The following is a 16,824-nucleotide window of genomic DNA, read 5'->3' on the forward strand; positions in this document are numbered from 1 at the left end:
AGGAATCGAGGCTGAAGCCTCTCCCACAAATAACGTTGTCCAGGTGGGAGAGGCTTCGGCCTCGATGCTTTTGATCTACCGATCTCAGCAGCCCCACAACTCAAGATCGAGCCATGCCGACGCGCAGCCGATCGCTGCCGAACTCACTTCTTGTCGCGGCGTTTCTTGTCTGCCTTCTTGTGGTGCGACATCAAGCGGCGCTTCTTGTTGACCTGGCGATCGGTCAGGGTGTTTTTCTTGCCTTCGTACGGGTTCTCGCCGCCTTTGAACTCGATGCGGATCGGCGTACCGACCAGCTTCAGCACGCGCCGGTAGGTGTTTTCCAGGTAGCGCACGTAGGATTTGGGCACCGCCTCCACCTGGTTACCGTGGATCACGATCAGCGGCGGGTTGGCGCCACCCAAGTGGGCGTAGCGCAGCTTGATGCGGCGGCTGCCGACCATGGGCGGGGCGTGCTCGCTAACGGCGTCTTCGAGAATCTGCGTCAGGCGGCTGGTCGGCCAGCGGGTAACGGCCGACTTGAAGGCGTTCTGCACCGACTGGTACAGGTTGCCGACGCCGGTGCCGTGCAGCGCCGAGATGAAGTGGATGTCAGCGAAGTCGACGAAGAACAACCGGCGTTGCAGCTCGGTCTTCACGTAGTCACGTTCGCTTGGCTCCATGCCGTCCCATTTGTTCAGGGCGATCACCAGGGCGCGCCCCGACTCCAGGGCAAAGCCCAGCAGGTTGAGGTCGTGGTCGACCACCCCTTCGCGGGCGTCCATGACAAAGATCACCACGTTGGCGTCTTTGATCGCCTGCAGGGTTTTCACCACCGAGAACTTTTCCACTTCCTCGTGGATCTTGCCGCGTTTACGCACCCCGGCGGTGTCGATCAGGGTGTACTTCTCTTCGTTACGTTCGAAGGGAATGTAGATGCTGTCACGGGTGGTGCCGGGCTGGTCATAAACGATTACCCGATCTTCACCGAGCATGCGGTTGACCAGGGTCGACTTGCCGACGTTAGGACGGCCGATGATGGCGATCTTGATCCCGTCTTTTTCACTCGGGCCGGGAATGCGCTTGGCTTCCTGACCTTCGGCGACGTCTTCCTCGACTTCGCCCTCTTCCGGTTCTTCGGCATCTTTCGGGAAACCGCCCAGGGCGATTTCCATCATCTGCGCGATACCGCGACCGTGGGCGCCGGCAATCGGAATCGCATCGCCCATACCCAGCGGCGAGAACTCGGCGCGGGCCAGGTCCGGGTCAATGTTGTCGACCTTGTTGGCGACCACGTAGGAGGTCTTGTTGCGCTTTCTCAGGTGCTCGCCAATCATCTGGTCGGCGGCAGTGAAGCCGGCGCGCGAGTCCACCAGGAACAGCACCACGTCGGCTTCTTCGATGGCCAGCAGCGATTGCTCGGCCATCTTTTCGTCCATGCCGTGCTCGTCACCGGAGATACCACCGGTGTCGATCAGGATGTAGGTTCGCCCTTGCCACTTGGCCTCACCGTACTGGCGATCACGGGTCAGACCAGCCAGGTCGCCGACGATGGCGTCGCGACTTCTGGTCAGGCGGTTAAACAGGGTGGACTTGCCGACGTTAGGACGGCCCACCAGGGCGATTACGGGAACCATACGGCCCCTCCACTCAATTGCAGAAAATACAAAGGCCGCTACCGTCAAACGGCAGCGGCCGAACTCATTGTTGCGCAGGCCTCACTGCCTGATGCCAGCCCCCTGCGGAGCCGGCCTCAGCGCGGTGGGGCCTACTTCTTGATGGTCAGCGCAACCAGCTCTCCGCTGTTACCGAAAGCATAGAGCCAATCGGCGACCACCAATGGCCGGGCACGCAGACCGTCGCTGTCGATGCGCGTGCGCCCGACGAAACGACCATCTACCTGGCTGACCAGGTGCAAGTAACCTTCGAAATCACCAAACGCCACGTAGCTGGAGAACACTTCCGGCGCCGACAGCTGACGGCGAGCCAGCGCATCGTTGCTCCACAGCGAGGAAGCAGAACGCTCATCGACGCTTTCTACGGTGCCGTTGGCCAGGCACAGGTAAACGTTACCGATGCTTTCCGCCAGACCGACGTTACTGGAGGCTTCTTTCTGCCAGATGATGCGACCGTTGCTCGCGTCCAGACCGGCGACACGACCGTTGTAGGTCACGGCATACAGGGTGTTGCCCGAAAGCAGCAGACCACCGTCGATATCCACCACGCGATCCAGCTCGGAACGGCCTTGCGGCACAGCTACGCGCTGTTCCCAAACGGGCAGGCCACGTTGGGTGTCGAGGGCGATCACCTTGCCAGTGGACAGGCCGGCGTAGGCCAGACGGTCATTAACCAGCGGTGCACCCGTGCCACGCAGGGTCAGTACCGCCGGGGTGTTTTCGTAAATCCAGCGCTGCGAGCCGGTGCTGGCATCGAGGCCGATCACGCGGTCGTCCTGGGTTTGCACGACAACCACATCACCGTTGGTGGCCGGGGCTGCCAGCACTTCGCTGGTGACCTTGGCGCGCCATTTCTCTTCGCCGGTAGCGCCGTCCAGGGCAACCACTTCGCCCTTCAGGGTGCCAACCAGAACCAGGCCGCTACCCGCGCCAACGGCACCGGAGACCGGCAGGTCGAGATCGGTTTCCCACAGCTTGTCGCCGGAGAAGCGGTTGATTGCCATGACTTCGCCGTTCACGTCGGCGGCAAAGATGCTGTCGCCATCAACAGCTGGTACCAGCATGTTGAAGGTGTCGCCCTGGCCGTCGCCGACCGAGCGGCTCCATTCTTTGTGCAGCTCGACTTCTTCGGTGAAGTCCGGCAGTTCAGCCGGTGGCAATTCTTTCTTGCTAGTGCTGCTGCAACCCGTGGCAAGAACGGCCAGGGCCAACAGTGCGGCATATTTCCAGCGCATCACTTCACGCATCCCCTTTGGCCAGATCGTCGAGCTTCATTTGCAAGCCACCCACTGCCGCTTCATCGGACAGGGCTGCCTTGGCCTTCTCGTAGGCACTGCGAGCATCGTCGGCACGGCCGACTTTCACCAGCAGATCCCCTTTCAGCTCTTCACGGCTGGCAATGAACGCTTTTTCGGCGTCGCCATCCAGCAGCTTGAGACCTTCCTCGGCCTTGTTCTGAGCAGCCAGAACACGGGCCAGACGCTGACGCGCCAACTCGCCGACGGTGGCATCCACCGGCTTGGCGATCACGCTTTGCAGTTCGGCAACCGCATCGTCGAGTTTGCCATTGTCGACCGCAGTCTTGGCGGCAAACAGGCTGGCGTACTGAGCGTAGTAAGTGCCGGCGAATTCGCTTTTGAGCTTGTTGGACAGGTCCGCCACTTTGGCCACATCCGGTTTGCCGGACGGATCAAAGGTGGTTTCCAGCAATTGCTGGTAGAGCACCGAGGCATTCTGCGCCTGGGTGGCCTGGTATTTGTGCCAGGTGTTCCAGCCCACTACTACGGCCAGGGCCAGTACGCCACCGGTCAACAGCGGTTTGCCGTTGCGGTTCCACCAGTCCTTGATGTCCGCCAGTTGTTCGTCTTCGGTACTCGACACGCCAATGCTCCTTAAACTCGCTGAATGCTCGAACCTGTTGATTAGTTCTGTTTTAAACAGGCTTCCAGGTGCTCGGCCAGAGCATCCCAGGCAATAGTTTCTTGTTCGCCCTGACCACGGAGCGGTTTGCAACCTACCACTTGCTGAGCCAGTTCGTCTTCGCCCAGTACCACAGCGAACAGCGCACCGCTCTTGTCGGCTTTCTTCAGCTGGCTCTTGAAGCTGCCAGCTCCGGCGTTGACCACCAGGCGCACGCCCGGCAACTGGTCACGCAGACGTTCAGCCAGTTGCAGCCCGGCGAGTTCGGCAGCATCGCCAAACGCACAGAGGTACACATCCACCTGACGAGCAATTTCTTCCGGGACCTTTTCCAGGGTTTCCAGGAGCAGGATCAGACGTTCGATGCCCATAGCAAAACCGACGCCGGCCGTGGGCTTGCCGCCCATCTGCTCGACCAGACCATCGTAACGGCCGCCGGCACATACAGTGCCCTGGGCGCCGAGCTTGTCGGTGACCCATTCGAAAACGGTCTTGCTGTAGTAATCCAGACCACGCACCAGTTTGGTGTTCAGCACGTACGGAATGCCGGCGGCGTCCAGACGCGCCTTGAGCCCTTCGAAGTGCAGGCGGGAGGCGTCGTCGAGGTAGTCGGCGAGCTTCGGCGCATCGGTGAGCAGGGCCTGGGTTTCCGGCACTTTGCTGTCGAGCACGCGCAGCGGGTTGCTGAGCAGACGGCGCTTGCTGTCTTCGTCGAGCTGGTCGGCACGTGCCGACAGATAGGCCACCAGGGCTTCGCGGTAAGTAGCACGCGCCTCGCTGGTGCCCAGGCTGTTGAGTTCGAGCTTTACCGCGTCGCGGATGCCTAACAGGCCCCACAGACGCCAGGTGAGCACGATCAGCTCGGCATCGATGTCCGGACCGTCGAGGTTGAACACTTCCACGCCAATCTGGTGGAACTGGCGATAACGGCCTTTCTGCGGACGCTCGTGGCGGAACATCGGGCCGATGTACCAGAGTTTCTGCACCTGACCGCCACCGGAAATACCATGCTCCAGCACCGCGCGTACGCAGCTGGCAGTGCCTTCAGGGCGCAGGGTCAGGGAGTCGCCGTTGCGGTCGTCGAAGGTGTACATCTCTTTTTCGACGATATCGGTTACTTCGCCGATCGAGCGTTTGAACAGCTCGGTGGCTTCAACGATGGGCATGCGGATCTGCCGATAGCCATAGCCATCAAGCAGGCGCGCCACGCTGTTTTCAAAATAACGCCAGAGCGGGGTTTGCTCCGGCAGGATGTCGTTCATGCCACGGATGGCTTGCAGGGACTTACTCACACAGAATCCTTAGAGTTCTTATCAGCCACGGGCGATCAGCGCTGCGTCGGCTTCGACCTTTTCGGCCGCTTTCTGCCGGATCAGCTGTTCGAGCTGGTCCACCAGATTGTCATTGGTCAGTTTGGTAGCGGGCTTGCCATCGATGTACACCAGATTGTTTGGCGTACCACCGGTCAAACCGATATGGGCTTCTTTGGCTTCACCGGGGCCGTTGACGATACAGCCGATTACGGCCACGTCCAGCGGAACCAGCAAGTCTTCCAGGCGCCCTTCCAGTTCGTTCATGGTTTTCACCACGTCGAAGTTCTGTCGCGAGCAGCTCGGGCAGGCAATGAAGTTGATGCCACGCGAGCGCAAGCGCAGGGATTTGAGGATGTCGTAGCCGACTTTGACCTCTTCCACCGGGTCTGCCGCCAGGGAGATGCGGATGGTATCGCCAATTCCGTCGGCAAGCAGCATGCCCAGGCCCACAGCGGATTTCACCGTACCGGAACGCAGGCCACCGGCTTCGGTGATACCCAGGTGCAACGGTTGCTCGATCTGCTTGGCCAACAGGCGGTAGGCGGCGACAGCCATGAACACGTCGGAGGCTTTCACGCTGACTTTGAAGTCGGGGAAGTTCAGCCGGTCGAGGTGCTCGACATGGCGCAGCGCCGATTCCACCAAGGCTTCCGGAGTCGGTTCGCCGTACTTTTTCTGCAGGTCTTTTTCCAGCGAACCGGCGTTGACGCCGATGCGGATCGGAATGCCGCGGTCACGGGCAGCTTCAACCACGGCTTTGACCCGGTCTTCGCGACCGATGTTGCCCGGGTTGATGCGCAGGCAGTCGACGCCCAGCTCAGCTACGCGCAGGGCAATTTTGTAATCGAAATGGATGTCGGCAACCAGCGGCACGTTGACCTGCTGCTTGATCTTGCCGAAGGCTTCGGCGGCGTCCATGTCCGGCACCGAAACGCGCACGATATCGGCGCCGGCTTCTTCCAGGCGAAGGATCTGCGCCACGGTGGCAGCGACATCGCAGGTGTCGCTGTTGGTCATGCTCTGCACTGCAATCGGCGCATCACCACCGACAGGTACGGACCCGACCCAGATCTTGCGCGAGACGCGACGGATGATTGGCGATTCGGCGTGCATGGTTATTGTCCCAACTTGATACGGGCGGTTTCACCACTGGTGAACGTGGCCACATCGACCGGCTGACCGTTGTAGCGCACCTGGGCGCCACGGGCGTAACCCAAGCGCAGCTCGAGCGGCGCCTTGCCAGAAACTTCGAGTTTTTCACCGGCACGTTTCAGGCCGCTGACGACCACTTTGCCGTTGCCATCGGTGAGTTGGATCCAGCAGTTAGCGGAAAAATCCATCGCCACCACGCCCTCGCCTGCAGCGGCCACCACCGGCGCTGCCGGAGCGGCAGGTGCTGCTGGTGCTGGTGCTGGAGCGGCAACCGTTGCGCTTGGCGCCGCGACAACAGGAGCTGGCGCGGTGGGCGCTACCGCTGCTGGAGCGCTGGCAACAGGGGCAGTTGGTGCGGCGGCGGGTGTTTCGGGAGCGGCAGCCGGGTGTTCCGGTTGCGCCGCCAATTCCGGCGACACTTCGGCCGGGGTACCTTCTTGCAGGCCTTCGGCGTCTGCCACGGCCTGGTCTTCGGGCTCATCCAGCGGGTGGATTTCGGTGGTGCCATCGGCACCGTCCACTTCGACATGGCCCAGGCTGATGCCGGCGGTTTCGCCGCCGCGGCTGGCCGACTGATCTTGCCACCAGAAAAACCCACCACCGGCCAAGGCCAGCAGCAACAGGAAGCACACCAGACGCAGCAAGTTCTGCGACAGACGCATCGGCTCTTCGATTCGGCCCAGCTCATGCACGGCGCTGCCGGAGGCATTGGTGCCGGTGTACTGGTCGAACTCCTGGACGATCAGGGTCTGGTCCATGCCCAGCAGTTTGGCGTAGGCACGTACATAACCACGGGCAAAGGTATGCCCGGGCAGCAGGTCGAATTGCCCAGCTTCCAGTTGAGTCAGGCGCTGACTGGTCAGGTTGAGCTGGCCGGCGACATCAGCCAGCGACCAGTTCTTGTTCTCGCGGGCCTTACGCAGTGTCTCGCCTGGGTTGCTGCGAGAAACAGCTAGAGCTTCGGGATGCACCGCTTTCATCATTGCTCCGACATGTATTGCTTGTATTCCGGCGTGCCGGGATAAAGACGTTTGAGCTGCAGACCGAGGGTTGCCGCTTTGTCCCGGTCATCAAAGATTTTCGCCAGACGCGCGCCCAGCAACAGGCTTTCAGCGTTCTGCTCGGTGAGTTTGCTGAAGGCGTCGTAATACTTGCGCGCGGGCACGTACTCCTTGTCTTCATAGGCCATTTTGGCCAGCTCCAGTTGCGGACGGGCCTGACGCTTGTTGAGACGGATCGAACGCTCGAAGTACTGCTTGGCTTCGGCGCGATCATTGAGTTTCAGCGACACCAGACCGAGGTTCTGGAATACCCGCGAACGCTCGGGATACATGTTGTCTTTGACCGCTTGCAGGTAGCGCTCTTTGGCTTCGGCGTAACGACCCTGTTCATACAGAAAGGCGCCGTAGTTGTTCAGGAAGCGCGAATCGGGGCGGCTGGAAATGGCCTTGCGAAAATGTTCGTCGGCCAGTTCAGGCTCCATTTCGTTCTGGAACAGAATCGCCAGTGCGCCGTTGGCGTCGGCGTTGCCAGGGTCGAGCTCAAGGGCCTTTTTCAACGGCACCTTGGCTTGTTCGGTATTGCCCTGGTTGAGGTAGCCGATACCCAGCTGAATGTACGCATCACGCGCTTCATCACGCCCTTTGTCGGTTTTCATCGGATCGACATGACCCGTTGAGACACAGCCAAACAGTAAGCCAGTGAACAGAAGCAGCAGCGCAGTGCGCAATGTCATAGGTGTCCTACCTTAGGTTCGGTTTGCAGCGGTATGTGGAGCGTCAGCCTCGTTGCTCAGTTGGCGCACCGCGATGTAGCGCTCGCTACGGCGGGTACGATCCATGACCTGGCCAACCAGTTGCCCGCAGGCGGCATCAATGTCTTCGCCGCGCGTGGTGCGCACGGTGACGTTGTGCCCTGCTTTATACAGCAGGTCCTGGAAGCGACGAATACTGTTGTTGCTCGGCCGCTCGTAACCGGAATGGGGGAAAGGATTGAACGGAATCAAGTTGATCTTGCAAGGAATGTCCTTGAGCAACTCGATCATCTCCTCCGCGTGCTCGGTGCGGTCGTTGACGTCTTTGAGCAAGGTGTACTCGATGGTCAACACGCGTTTCTCGCCGAGGCGCGCCACATAACGCTTGCAGGCAGCCAACAACACCGCCAGAGGATACTTCTTATTGATCGGCACAAGCGTGTTGCGCAGCGCATCGTTGGGTGCGTGCAGCGACAGGGCCAGGGACACGTCGATGACTTCACCAAGCTTGTCGATCATCGGCACCACGCCGGAGGTGGACAGGGTCACCTTGCGCTTGGAGATGCCGTAGCCGAGGTCGTCCATCATCAGTTTCATGGCGGCGACCACATTGTCGAAGTTCAACAGCGGCTCGCCCATGCCCATCATCACCACGTTGGTGATGGCGCGATCGATTTTCGCCGGCACACTGCCGAACGACTTATTGGCGATCCACACCTGGCCGATGATCTCGGCCGCCGTCAGATCGCTATTGAAACCTTGTTTGCCGGTGGAGCAGAAACTGCAGTCCAGCGCACAACCCGCCTGCGACGAAACGCAGAGGGTGCCGCGACTGCCCTGAGGAATGTACACGGTCTCGACACAGCTGCCGGACGCGACGCGCACTACCCATTTGCGGGTTCCGTCGGTGGAGATGTCTTCACTCACCACCTCCGGCCCACGAATGTAGGCACGGGCCTCGAGCTTTTCGCGCAAGACCTTGCCGACATTGGTCATGGCGGCGAAATCATCGACGCCAAAGTGGTGAATCCACTTCATCACCTGACCGGCACGGAAACGCTTCTCCCCGATAGAGTCGAAGAATTCTTCCATCTCAGGCTGAGTCAGACCCAGGAGATTGATTTTGCCGGTAGCTTCAGTCATGTCTTCACCCTCGCCCGTTCGCTAATTAGCGAGTACGTGCAGTTACTTCGGTAGCAGCGAAGAAGTACGAGATTTCGCGAGCAGCAGCAGCTTCGGAGTCCGAACCGTGAACGGCGTTGGCGTCGATCGAGTCGGCGAAGTCAGCACGGATGGTGCCAGCAGCAGCTTCTTTAGGGTTGGTAGCGCCCATCAGTTCGCGGTTTTTGGCAATGGCGTCTTCGCCTTCCAGAACCTGAACAACAACCGGGCCGGAGATCATGAAAGCAACCAGTTCACCGAAGAAGCCACGGGCGCTGTGCTCAGCGTAGAAGCCTTCAGCTTCGGCTTTGGACAGTTGCTTCATTTTCGAAGCGACGACGCGCAGGCCGGCTTTTTCGAAACGGGTAACGATCTCGCCGATTACGTTTTTAGCAACGGCGTCGGGCTTGATGATGGAGAAAGTGCGTTGAACAGCCATGTGAAGCTCCAGAAACTAAGAGTTAAGCCAAAAATTAAACCCGCGAATTATACGCGGGTTCCGGGTAAATGCGTAGGGCTCGCGCCCAGCCGTGGTGCGCACGGCGATGGTATTCAGTCGGCTTCTTCGATCCAGGCCGCCTGAATGGCCTCCAACACCTTCTCACCACCACGTTGCGGATCGTCGCTGAACTCCGGCAGGGCAATCACCCAACGCTGCAGGTCAACGAAATTTACGTAGCGCGGGTCTACGTCAGGTTTGCTGTCTGCCAGTTGAATGGCGATTTCCAGTACATCAGTCCACTTCAGACTCATGTCAGTTCCTTGAATCAGTGCGGCGCTTCGGCGGCGTGGTTAAGCGAATATTTCGGGATTTCGACGGTGATGTCTTCGGTGCCGACAATCGCCTGACACGCCAGACGTGACTGCGCCTCCAAACCCCAGGCGCGATCGAGGAAGTCTTCTTCCAGCTCGTCGGCCTCTTCCAGCGAATCAAACCCCTCACGCACGATGCAGTGGCAGGTAGTGCAAGCGCACACACCACCGCAGGCACTCTCCATCTCGATATGGTGCTCATGCGCCAAATCGAGAATCGACGTGCCGGGCTCAGCCTCTACGACCATGCCGTCCGGACAGAACTTCGGGTGGGGCAGAAAAATCACCTGCGGCATCAGATATCCTCGATTTCATTCAGATTGCGCCCCGCCAACGCGGCTTTCACCGTCGAGTCCAGGCGGCGGGCAGCAAAAGCATCGGTCACTTGCGACAGACGCTTGGTCTGCTGCTCGATGGCATAACCATCAGTACCTTTCATCAATTCGGTCAGTTCCTGCACCTGCAGGTCGATCACCAGGCGCTCTTCGGCGTCGAGCAAACGCTCGCCATCAACCAGCAACGCTGCCTGCACCGCCTCGATCAGGCGCTCGGCATCCACCTGCTGCTCACGCAACACGCGGGCAACCTTGTCGTCACCGGCGTTCTGGAACGAGTCCTGGAGCATGCGGGCGATTTCGCCGTCAGTCAGGCCGTAAGACGGCTTCACCTGGATGCTCGCCTCCACACCAGAAGCCAGCTCACGTGCGGCAACACTGAGCAGACCATCGGCATCCACCTGGAAGGTCACGCGAATTTTCGCCGCGCCCGCCACCATCGCCGGAATGCCGCGCAATTCGAAGCGCGCCAGGGAGCGGCAGTCGCTAATCAGCTCGCGCTCGCCCTGTAGCACATGAATCATCATGGCCGACTGGCCGTCTTTGTAGGTGGTGAAGTCTTGCGCGCGCGCCACCGGAATCGTGGTGTTACGCGGGATTACCTTCTCCATCAGGCCACCCATGGTTTCCAGCCCCAGGGACAGCGGAATCACGTCGAGCAGCAACAGTTCTTCGCCATCGCGCTTGTTGCCAGCCAGCGTGTCGGCCTGGATCGCGGCACCGATGGCCACCACTTGATCCGGATCGATATCGGTCAGCGGCTGGCGGGCAAACAGCTCGCCCACCGCGGCGCGTACACGCGGCACGCGGGTCGAACCGCCGACCATCACCACAGCTTCAACTTCTTCGATCTCGATGCCGGCGTCGCGCACAGCGCGGCGGCAGGATTTCAGGCTGCGTTGCAGCATCGGTTCGATCAGGCTATCGAAATGGGCGCGGGTCAGTTCACCGCGCCACTCGCCGTAGCTGACAGCGACGGCATCAGCGTTGGTCAGCGCTTCTTTCGCCGCGCAGGCGGCCTGCAACAGACTGCGCTGCTCGCCCGGGGCGATATCAGCGGAGATACCGGCTTGCTCAACGATCCAGCCGGCAATCGCGTGATCGAAATCATCACCGCCGAGGGCGCTATCACCGCCGGTGGCCAGCACTTCGAAGACGCCGCCAGTCAGACGCAGAATCGAGATATCGAAGGTACCGCCGCCCAGGTCATAAATGGCGACGACGCCTTCGGCTTTCTGATCGAGACCGTAGGCCACCGCTGCGGCCGTGGGCTCATTGAGCAGGCGCAGCACGTTAAGACCAGCCAAGCGGGCGGCGTCTTTGGTGGCCTGGCGCTGCGAGTCGTCGAAATACGCCGGAACAGTAATGACCGCTCCGACCAGCTCGCCACCCAGAGTCGCTTCGGCGCGCAAACGCAAGACTTTGAGAATATCGGCCGACACTTCCACCGGGCTTTTCGGCCCCTGGACGGTGTCGATAAAAGGCATGTGAGATTCACCGCCAACGAAGCGGTAGGGCAACTGCTCGCCCAACTGCTTGACGTCCGCCAGGCCACGACCCATAAGGCGTTTGACCGACAACACGGTGTTAAAAGGATCACTGGCAGCAGCCGCTTTCGCCGACTGGCCGACCTCGACGCGATCACCGTGATAACGCACGGCGGACGGCAAGATGACCTCGCCATCGGCATCGGCCAGCGGCGCCGAAATGCCACTGCGCAGAGCGGCTACCAGCGAGTTGGTGGTGCCCAGGTCGATACCAACAGCCAGGCGGCGTTGGTGCGGTTGCGGGCTTTGCCCGGGTTCAGCGATCTGCAGTAATGCCATGCTTGTCTGCGCATCAGGCGCGCCGCTGGAGCGGCGCGGAAGTTAATCGTCGAGGCGCTCTTCCAGCTGGCGCACTTCGTAGCTGAGCTTGTCGAGGAACTGCATGCGACGAACCAGGCGCTCGGCCTCTTCATGGCGTGCAGTCACATCCCAACAGGCTGCGAAACTGTCATTGAGCTCGTCCTGAGCCACCTTCAGGCGTCGCTTGAAGGTGGCGACACCGGCCAGATCGGCGCTGTCCTGCAGGTCTTCCAGCTCCTCGCGCCACTGCATTTGCTGCATCAGGAACTCGGGATCCTGCACCGTGACTTCGAGCGGCAACTCATGGCCACGCAACCCGAGCAGATAACGCGCCCGCTTGGGTGCGCTTTTCAACGTCTGGTAGGCCTCGTTGAGGCTCGCGGAATGCTCCAGCGCCAGACGCTGCTCGCGCTCGGAGGCGTCGGCAAAACGGTCAGGGTGCACGGTCCGCGCGAGCTCGCGGTAGCGCACCGCCAACTGCTCAAGATCCAGGCGGAAACTGGGTTGCAGCTCAAATAACGCAAAGTGACAAGGGGTACCCACAGCCAGCCTCAGATGTTGAAGCTCTCGCCGCAGCCACATTCACCGCGCACGTTAGGGTTGTTGAACTTGAAGCCTTCGTTCAAACCTTCTTTGACAAAGTCCAGCTCAGTGCCGTCGAGGTACACCAGGCTTTTCGGGTCGATGATCACTTTCACGCCGTGACTTTCAAACACTTCGTCTTCGCTTTGCGCTTCGTCGACAAACTCCAGGACATAGGCCAGGCCGGAGCAACCAGTGGTGCGAACACCCAGGCGAATACCGTCACCTTTGCCACGCCCGTCGAGGGAACGGCGTACGTGTTGGGCCGCCGCTTCGGTCATGCTGATAGCCATGAGAACTCCTTAGTCGCAAACGACTGCTGGTTAGAGCAGGCCTTTCTTCTGCTTGTAGTCGCGAACGGCCGCTTTGATGGCGTCTTCAGCGAGTACCGAGCAGTGAATTTTCACTGGCGGCAGGGCCAATTCTTCGGCCAGCTGGGTGTTCTTGATGGTTTCGGCTTCATCCAGGGTCTTGCCCTTCATCCACTCGGTGGCGAGGGAGCTGGAAGCAATAGCCGAACCGCAGCCATAGGTCTTGAACTTGGCATCTTCGATGACACCCTGATCGTTGACCTTGATCTGCAGACGCATCACGTCGCCGCACGCCGGTGCGCCGACCATGCCGGTGCCGACGTCTGGGTCTTCCGCGTCCATCTTGCCGACGTTGCGCGGGTTCTCGTAGTGGTCGATGACCTTTTCGCTATAAGCCATGGTTAATTCCTCAGAAACTCATCAGGTGCCGCTCTAGTGGCAGCTACTTAGTGTGCCGCCCATTCCACCTTGGAAATGTCGACACCTTCTTTGAACATGTCCCAAAGCGGCGACAACTCGCGCAACTTGGTAACGGCCTCGCGCACTTTCGCGGCGGCGTAATCGACTTCCTCTTCGGTGGTGAAACGGCCGAAGGTGAAGCGGATGGAACTGTGTGCCAGTTCGTCGTTGCGGCCCAGGGCGCGCAGGACGTACGAAGGCTCAAGGGAAGCCGAGGTGCAGGCCGAACCGGACGATACGGCCAGGTCCTTGAGCGCCATGATCAGCGACTCGCCTTCCACATAGTTGAAGCTCAGGTTCAGGTTGTGTGGAACGCGCGCGGTGCTGCTGCCGTTCACGTACAACTCTTCCAGACCGTCAACCTGCTTGAAGAAACGCTCGCTCAGGGCCGCGATGCGCTGGTTTTCCTGGGCCATTTCTTCTTTGGCGATACGGAACGCTTCGCCCATGCCGACGATCTGGTGGGTCGCCAGGGTGCCCGAACGCATGCCGCGTTCGTGGCCACCACCGTGGGTCTGAGCTTCCAGACGTACACGTGGCTTACGGCTGACGTACAGCGCGCCGATGCCCTTAGGGCCATAGGTCTTGTGCGCCGAGAACGACATCAGGTCGACCTTCAGCTTGCTCAGGTCGATCTCGACCTTGCCGGTGGACTGTGCCGCATCGACATGGAACAACACACCGCGCGAGCGGGTCAGCTCGCCAATGGCCGCGATGTCATTGATCACGCCGATCTCGTTGTTGACGTGCATGATCGACACCAGAATGGTGTCCTCGCGCAGAGCCGCTTCGATCATGGCCGGGGTGATCAGGCCATCTTCTTGCGGGTCGAGATAGGTCACTTCGAAACCTTCACGCTCCAGCTGGCGCGTGGTGTCGAGCACCGCTTTGTGCTCGATCTTCGAGGTGATGATGTGTTTGCCTTTGCTCTTGTAGAAGTGCGCGACACCCTTGATAGCGAGGTTGTCGGACTCGGTGGCACCGGAGGTCCAGACGATTTCGCGCGGGTCAGCACCAACCAGCTCAGCCACCTGCCGGCGACCGTTCTCTACCGCTTCTTCGGCTTTCCAGCCAAAAACATGGGAGCGCGAGGCCGGGTTACCGAAGTTACCGTCGACCAGCAGGCATTCGCTCATTTTCTGCGCAACACGTGGATCGATCGGTGTTGTCGCGGAGTAATCGAGATAAATCGGCAATTTCATTGATGTCTCCTAATCAGGTGTAGGCCAATCAGCCTGGCGCCCTACTCAATCGATGGCGGACGCTTCAATTTTATCCATGCGAGGCGTTCTGCTTGAGCAGTGACGCTGATCCTGGCGTCTGGCGATGTCCTGCACCTCATGGCGGGTAACAAGGTCGGCCAAACTGATACCGCTAAGAAATTCGTGAATCTGCTGACTAAGGTCGGACCACAGGTGATGGGTCAGACAGGTGTCGCCATCGTGGCAACCGCTCAAGCCCTGGCAACGGGTGGCATCCACCGACTCATTGACCGCGTCGATCACCTGGACGACCTGAATGCCACGCATGTCACGCGACAACTGATAACCGCCACCCGGACCGCGCACGCTGGACACCAGATTTCCGCGACGCAGCTTGGCGAATAATTGCTCGAGATAAGACAGGGAAATGCCCTGGCGCTCGGAAATATCCGCCAGAGAAACCGGACCATGCTGGGCATGAAGTGCCAAGTCGAGCATGGCGGTCACGGCGTAACGACCTTTGGTAGTCAATCGCATGGCTTGTACCGCGAGATCACTGAATATGCCGCAAGTATGCTATTCCCGAGTATTTAGGTCAACTATAAGACCGATTAAAACACTCGGGATTGCGCGGAATGAGGGGCGCGAATAATAGCAAAAAATGCGCTTTGGCGCGCATCAGGCGGCCGGCTTGTCGTCCAGACCTTTGCAGACGTCGTCAAAGTCCTCGTCACGCAGTGCTGGCAGCTCTTGGGCACAGTAATCACTACCGAGGGCTTTCAACGCCGAGCACATCCCCTCCAGACGTCCGTCTACGGCTTGCAAATGGTCCAAGAGTTGACCGATGGCTTTGGCGATGGGGTCGGGCATGTCCTGGCTGACGCCGTAGGCATCGAAACCAAGCTTCTCGGCAATGGCCTGGCGCTTGGCTTCCACTTCATCATCAGCCTTAACGATGATGCGACCCGGGATACCGACCACGGTAGCGCCGGCCGGCACTGCCTTGGTCACCACCGCATTGGAGCCAACTTTGGCGTTGGCGCCGACAGTGAACGGACCCAGCACCTTGGCACCCGCCCCCACCACCACACCGCTCTCCAGCGTGGGGTGACGCTTGCCCTTGTTCCAACTGGTACCGCCCAAGGTCACGCCCTGATACAGGGTGACGTCATCGCCGATCTCGGCGGTTTCGCCAATGACGATGCCCATGCCGTGATCGATAAAGAAGCGCTTACCGATTTTGGCGCCCGGATGAATCTCGATGCCTGTCAGCCAGCGACCGAAGTTCGAGACCATGCGCGCCAGCCATTTCCAGCCCGCCAGCCACAACCAGCCAGAGAGGCGATGCAGCCAGATGGCATGCAGCCCCGGATAGCACGTCAGGACTTCAAAAGCGTTACGCGCCGCCGGGTCACGATGGAATACGCTTTGAATGTCTTCTCTTACGCGCTCAAACATCTTCACCTCTCCGCTTGTGGGGCTCTCCGCGAGCGGCCTTTTGAGTTTCGGTCAAAATGCCACGCAGAATATTCATTTCCGACTGACTTACGGCGCTACGGGCAAACAGCCGACGCAGTCGCGACATCAGGTGCCGGGGGTTTTCCGGATCGAGAAAGCCGATTTGTACCAAGGTACTTTCCAGGTGCCCGTAAAACAGTTCCAACTCATCCATGGTCGACAGCTGTTCACTGCGCGGCGAGGCCACTTCGACCTTCTCGGCGCGCTTGCTCTGCCCCTGGCTTGCCAGCCAACCCATGCGCACCTCATACGCCAGCACTTGCACGGCGGCGGCGAGATTGAGCGAGCTGAAGTCCGGATCGGACGGGATATGCACATGGTAATGACACCGCTGCAGCTCATCGTTGGTCAGGCCGGCGTATTCGCGGCCGAACACCAACGCCACCTCGCCGCCCTCGGCCGCCCGCTCTACCGCGTGCACGCCGCACTCGCGGGGGTCGAGCATCGGCCAGGGCATGCGCCGGTCGCGCGCGCTGGTGCCGAGCACCAGGGTGCAGCCAACCAACGCATCTTCGAGAGTGGCAACCACTTGAGCGCTTTCCAGAATGCCATCGGCGCCAGAGGCGCGAGCGCTGGCTTCATGACTGGGAAAATCTTGCGGATCGACCAACACCAGGCGCGACAGCCCCATGTTTTTCATCGCCCGCGCGGCACCGCCGATGTTGCCGGGATGACTGGTATTGACCAAAACCACGCGGATATTTTCCAGCAAGACAAGCGCTCACACAGACGATAAAGGGAGGCAAATCTTACAGAAGCACCCCAGCAAACACCATGCGCATGCCAGGCGGCTCTTCTTCATC

19 protein-coding genes are annotated in these 16,824 nt (G+C 60.1%); all 19 read right to left on the reverse strand.

The window, feature by feature from the left end:
- Positions 1-143 precede the first annotated feature (143 nt).
- The 19 genes from der to trmJ all read right to left on the reverse strand — a co-directional run bounded on the left by der (position 144) and on the right by trmJ (position 16,733).
- The gene (gene der / locus C8K61_RS09260) at positions 144-1,616 is read right to left on the reverse strand and encodes a ribosome biogenesis GTPase Der (protein ID WP_108095958.1); all 1,473 of its coding nucleotides are present in this window, start codon (positions 1,614-1,616) and stop codon (positions 144-146) included.
- A 131-nt stretch (positions 1,617-1,747) separates the two neighbouring features.
- Complete coding sequence (bamB, locus tag C8K61_RS09265) at positions 1,748-2,902, reverse strand: outer membrane protein assembly factor BamB (RefSeq protein ID WP_108095959.1); 1,155 nt, start codon at positions 2,900-2,902, stop codon at positions 1,748-1,750.
- Entirely contained in the window at positions 2,895-3,536 is a 642-nt protein-coding gene (locus tag C8K61_RS09270; RefSeq protein ID WP_108095960.1) for a tetratricopeptide repeat protein, read from the reverse strand. The genes bamB and C8K61_RS09270 overlap by 8 nt, the downstream gene beginning before the upstream one ends.
- A 41-nt stretch (positions 3,537-3,577) precedes the next feature.
- The gene (gene hisS, locus C8K61_RS09275) at positions 3,578-4,867 is read right to left on the reverse strand and encodes a histidine--tRNA ligase (protein ID WP_108095961.1); all 1,290 of its coding nucleotides are present in this window, start codon (positions 4,865-4,867) and stop codon (positions 3,578-3,580) included.
- Positions 4,868-4,888: 21 nt separating this feature from the next.
- On the reverse strand, positions 4,889-6,001 hold the full coding sequence (ispG, locus tag C8K61_RS09280; protein ID WP_108095962.1) for a flavodoxin-dependent (E)-4-hydroxy-3-methylbut-2-enyl-diphosphate synthase: 1,113 nt from the start codon (positions 5,999-6,001) through the stop codon (positions 4,889-4,891).
- 2 nt (positions 6,002-6,003) lie between these two features.
- A complete protein-coding gene (locus C8K61_RS09285) occupies positions 6,004-7,020 on the reverse strand; it encodes a RodZ domain-containing protein (protein WP_108095963.1) in 1,017 nt (338 codons plus the stop codon).
- A complete protein-coding gene (gene pilW, locus C8K61_RS09290; RefSeq protein WP_108095964.1) occupies positions 7,020-7,775 on the reverse strand; it encodes a type IV pilus biogenesis/stability protein PilW in 756 nt (251 codons plus the stop codon). The genes C8K61_RS09285 and pilW overlap by 1 nt, the downstream gene beginning before the upstream one ends.
- Positions 7,776-7,787: 12 nt before the next feature.
- Positions 7,788-8,936 (reverse strand): 23S rRNA (adenine(2503)-C(2))-methyltransferase RlmN, encoded by a 1,149-nt coding sequence (rlmN, locus tag C8K61_RS09295; protein ID WP_108095965.1) that lies wholly within the window; start codon positions 8,934-8,936, stop codon positions 7,788-7,790.
- A gap of 25 nt (positions 8,937-8,961) precedes the next feature.
- Positions 8,962-9,393: a nucleoside-diphosphate kinase gene (ndk, locus tag C8K61_RS09300; RefSeq protein WP_108095966.1), complete on the reverse strand. Its 432-nt coding sequence runs from the start codon at positions 9,391-9,393 to the stop codon at positions 8,962-8,964.
- 113 nt (positions 9,394-9,506) lie between these two features.
- Positions 9,507-9,707: a Fe-S cluster assembly protein IscX gene (gene iscX / locus C8K61_RS09305; protein ID WP_108095967.1), complete on the reverse strand. Its 201-nt coding sequence runs from the start codon at positions 9,705-9,707 to the stop codon at positions 9,507-9,509.
- 14 nt (positions 9,708-9,721) lie between these two features.
- Entirely contained in the window at positions 9,722-10,063 is a 342-nt protein-coding gene (gene fdx / locus C8K61_RS09310) for an ISC system 2Fe-2S type ferredoxin (RefSeq protein ID WP_108095968.1), read from the reverse strand.
- Entirely contained in the window at positions 10,063-11,928 is a 1,866-nt protein-coding gene (gene hscA / locus C8K61_RS09315) for a Fe-S protein assembly chaperone HscA (RefSeq protein WP_108095969.1), read from the reverse strand. Before hscA ends, fdx begins: the two co-directional genes overlap by 1 nt.
- Positions 11,929-11,970: 42 nt before the next feature.
- Positions 11,971-12,492 (reverse strand): co-chaperone HscB, encoded by a 522-nt coding sequence (hscB, locus tag C8K61_RS09320; RefSeq protein ID WP_108095970.1) that lies wholly within the window; start codon positions 12,490-12,492, stop codon positions 11,971-11,973.
- Between the two features lie 8 nt (positions 12,493-12,500).
- The gene (gene iscA / locus C8K61_RS09325) at positions 12,501-12,824 is read right to left on the reverse strand and encodes an iron-sulfur cluster assembly protein IscA (protein ID WP_108095971.1); all 324 of its coding nucleotides are present in this window, start codon (positions 12,822-12,824) and stop codon (positions 12,501-12,503) included.
- Between the two features lie 30 nt (positions 12,825-12,854).
- Positions 12,855-13,241, reverse strand: a complete 387-nt coding sequence (iscU, locus tag C8K61_RS09330) for a Fe-S cluster assembly scaffold IscU (RefSeq protein WP_108095972.1) — start codon at positions 13,239-13,241, stop codon at positions 12,855-12,857.
- 47 nt (positions 13,242-13,288) lie between these two features.
- Complete coding sequence (locus tag C8K61_RS09335) at positions 13,289-14,503, reverse strand: IscS subfamily cysteine desulfurase (protein WP_108095973.1); 1,215 nt, start codon at positions 14,501-14,503, stop codon at positions 13,289-13,291.
- A gap of 45 nt (positions 14,504-14,548) precedes the next feature.
- On the reverse strand, positions 14,549-15,040 hold the full coding sequence (iscR, locus tag C8K61_RS09340; RefSeq protein WP_108095974.1) for a Fe-S cluster assembly transcriptional regulator IscR: 492 nt from the start codon (positions 15,038-15,040) through the stop codon (positions 14,549-14,551).
- 141 nt (positions 15,041-15,181) lie between these two features.
- Positions 15,182-15,961: a serine O-acetyltransferase gene (gene cysE, locus C8K61_RS09345; protein ID WP_108095975.1), complete on the reverse strand. Its 780-nt coding sequence runs from the start codon at positions 15,959-15,961 to the stop codon at positions 15,182-15,184.
- Positions 15,954-16,733, reverse strand: a complete 780-nt coding sequence (trmJ, locus tag C8K61_RS09350; RefSeq protein ID WP_108095976.1) for a tRNA (cytosine(32)/uridine(32)-2'-O)-methyltransferase TrmJ — start codon at positions 16,731-16,733, stop codon at positions 15,954-15,956. Before trmJ ends, cysE begins: the two co-directional genes overlap by 8 nt.
- Positions 16,734-16,824 lie beyond the last annotated feature (91 nt).

Origin of the sequence: Pseudomonas sp. GV071 (assembly GCF_003050835.1) — a bacterium.
Lineage (GTDB): Bacteria > Pseudomonadota > Gammaproteobacteria > Pseudomonadales > Pseudomonadaceae > Aquipseudomonas.

What these genes read in the sequence shown, in the direction of transcription:
- cysE (WP_108095975.1), bottom strand. Translation starts at nt 15,961, where the DNA reads ATGTTTGAGCGCGTAAGAGAAGACATTCAAAGCGTATTCCATCGTGAC.
- pilW (WP_108095964.1), bottom strand. Translation starts at nt 7,775, where the DNA reads ATGACATTGCGCACTGCGCTGCTGCTTCTGTTCACTGGCTTACTGTTT.
- ispG (WP_108095962.1), bottom strand. Translation starts at nt 6,001, where the DNA reads ATGCACGCCGAATCGCCAATCATCCGTCGCGTCTCGCGCAAGATCTGG.
- ndk (WP_108095966.1), bottom strand. Translation starts at nt 9,393, where the DNA reads ATGGCTGTTCAACGCACTTTCTCCATCATCAAGCCCGACGCCGTTGCT.
- C8K61_RS09335 (WP_108095973.1), bottom strand. Translation starts at nt 14,503, where the DNA reads ATGAAATTGCCGATTTATCTCGATTACTCCGCGACAACACCGATCGAT.
- iscR (WP_108095974.1), bottom strand. Translation starts at nt 15,040, where the DNA reads ATGCGATTGACTACCAAAGGTCGTTACGCCGTGACCGCCATGCTCGAC.
- hscA (WP_108095969.1), bottom strand. Translation starts at nt 11,928, where the DNA reads ATGGCATTACTGCAGATCGCTGAACCCGGGCAAAGCCCGCAACCGCAC.
- fdx (WP_108095968.1), bottom strand. Translation starts at nt 10,063, where the DNA reads ATGCCGCAGGTGATTTTTCTGCCCCACCCGAAGTTCTGTCCGGACGGC.
- iscX (WP_108095967.1), bottom strand. Translation starts at nt 9,707, where the DNA reads ATGAGTCTGAAGTGGACTGATGTACTGGAAATCGCCATTCAACTGGCA.
- iscU (WP_108095972.1), bottom strand. Translation starts at nt 13,241, where the DNA reads ATGGCTTATAGCGAAAAGGTCATCGACCACTACGAGAACCCGCGCAAC.
- rlmN (WP_108095965.1), bottom strand. Translation starts at nt 8,936, where the DNA reads ATGACTGAAGCTACCGGCAAAATCAATCTCCTGGGTCTGACTCAGCCT.
- C8K61_RS09285 (WP_108095963.1), bottom strand. Translation starts at nt 7,020, where the DNA reads ATGAAAGCGGTGCATCCCGAAGCTCTAGCTGTTTCTCGCAGCAACCCA.
- bamB (WP_108095959.1), bottom strand. Translation starts at nt 2,902, where the DNA reads ATGCGTGAAGTGATGCGCTGGAAATATGCCGCACTGTTGGCCCTGGCC.
- iscA (WP_108095971.1), bottom strand. Translation starts at nt 12,824, where the DNA reads ATGGCTATCAGCATGACCGAAGCGGCGGCCCAACACGTACGCCGTTCC.
- der (WP_108095958.1), bottom strand. Translation starts at nt 1,616, where the DNA reads ATGGTTCCCGTAATCGCCCTGGTGGGCCGTCCTAACGTCGGCAAGTCC.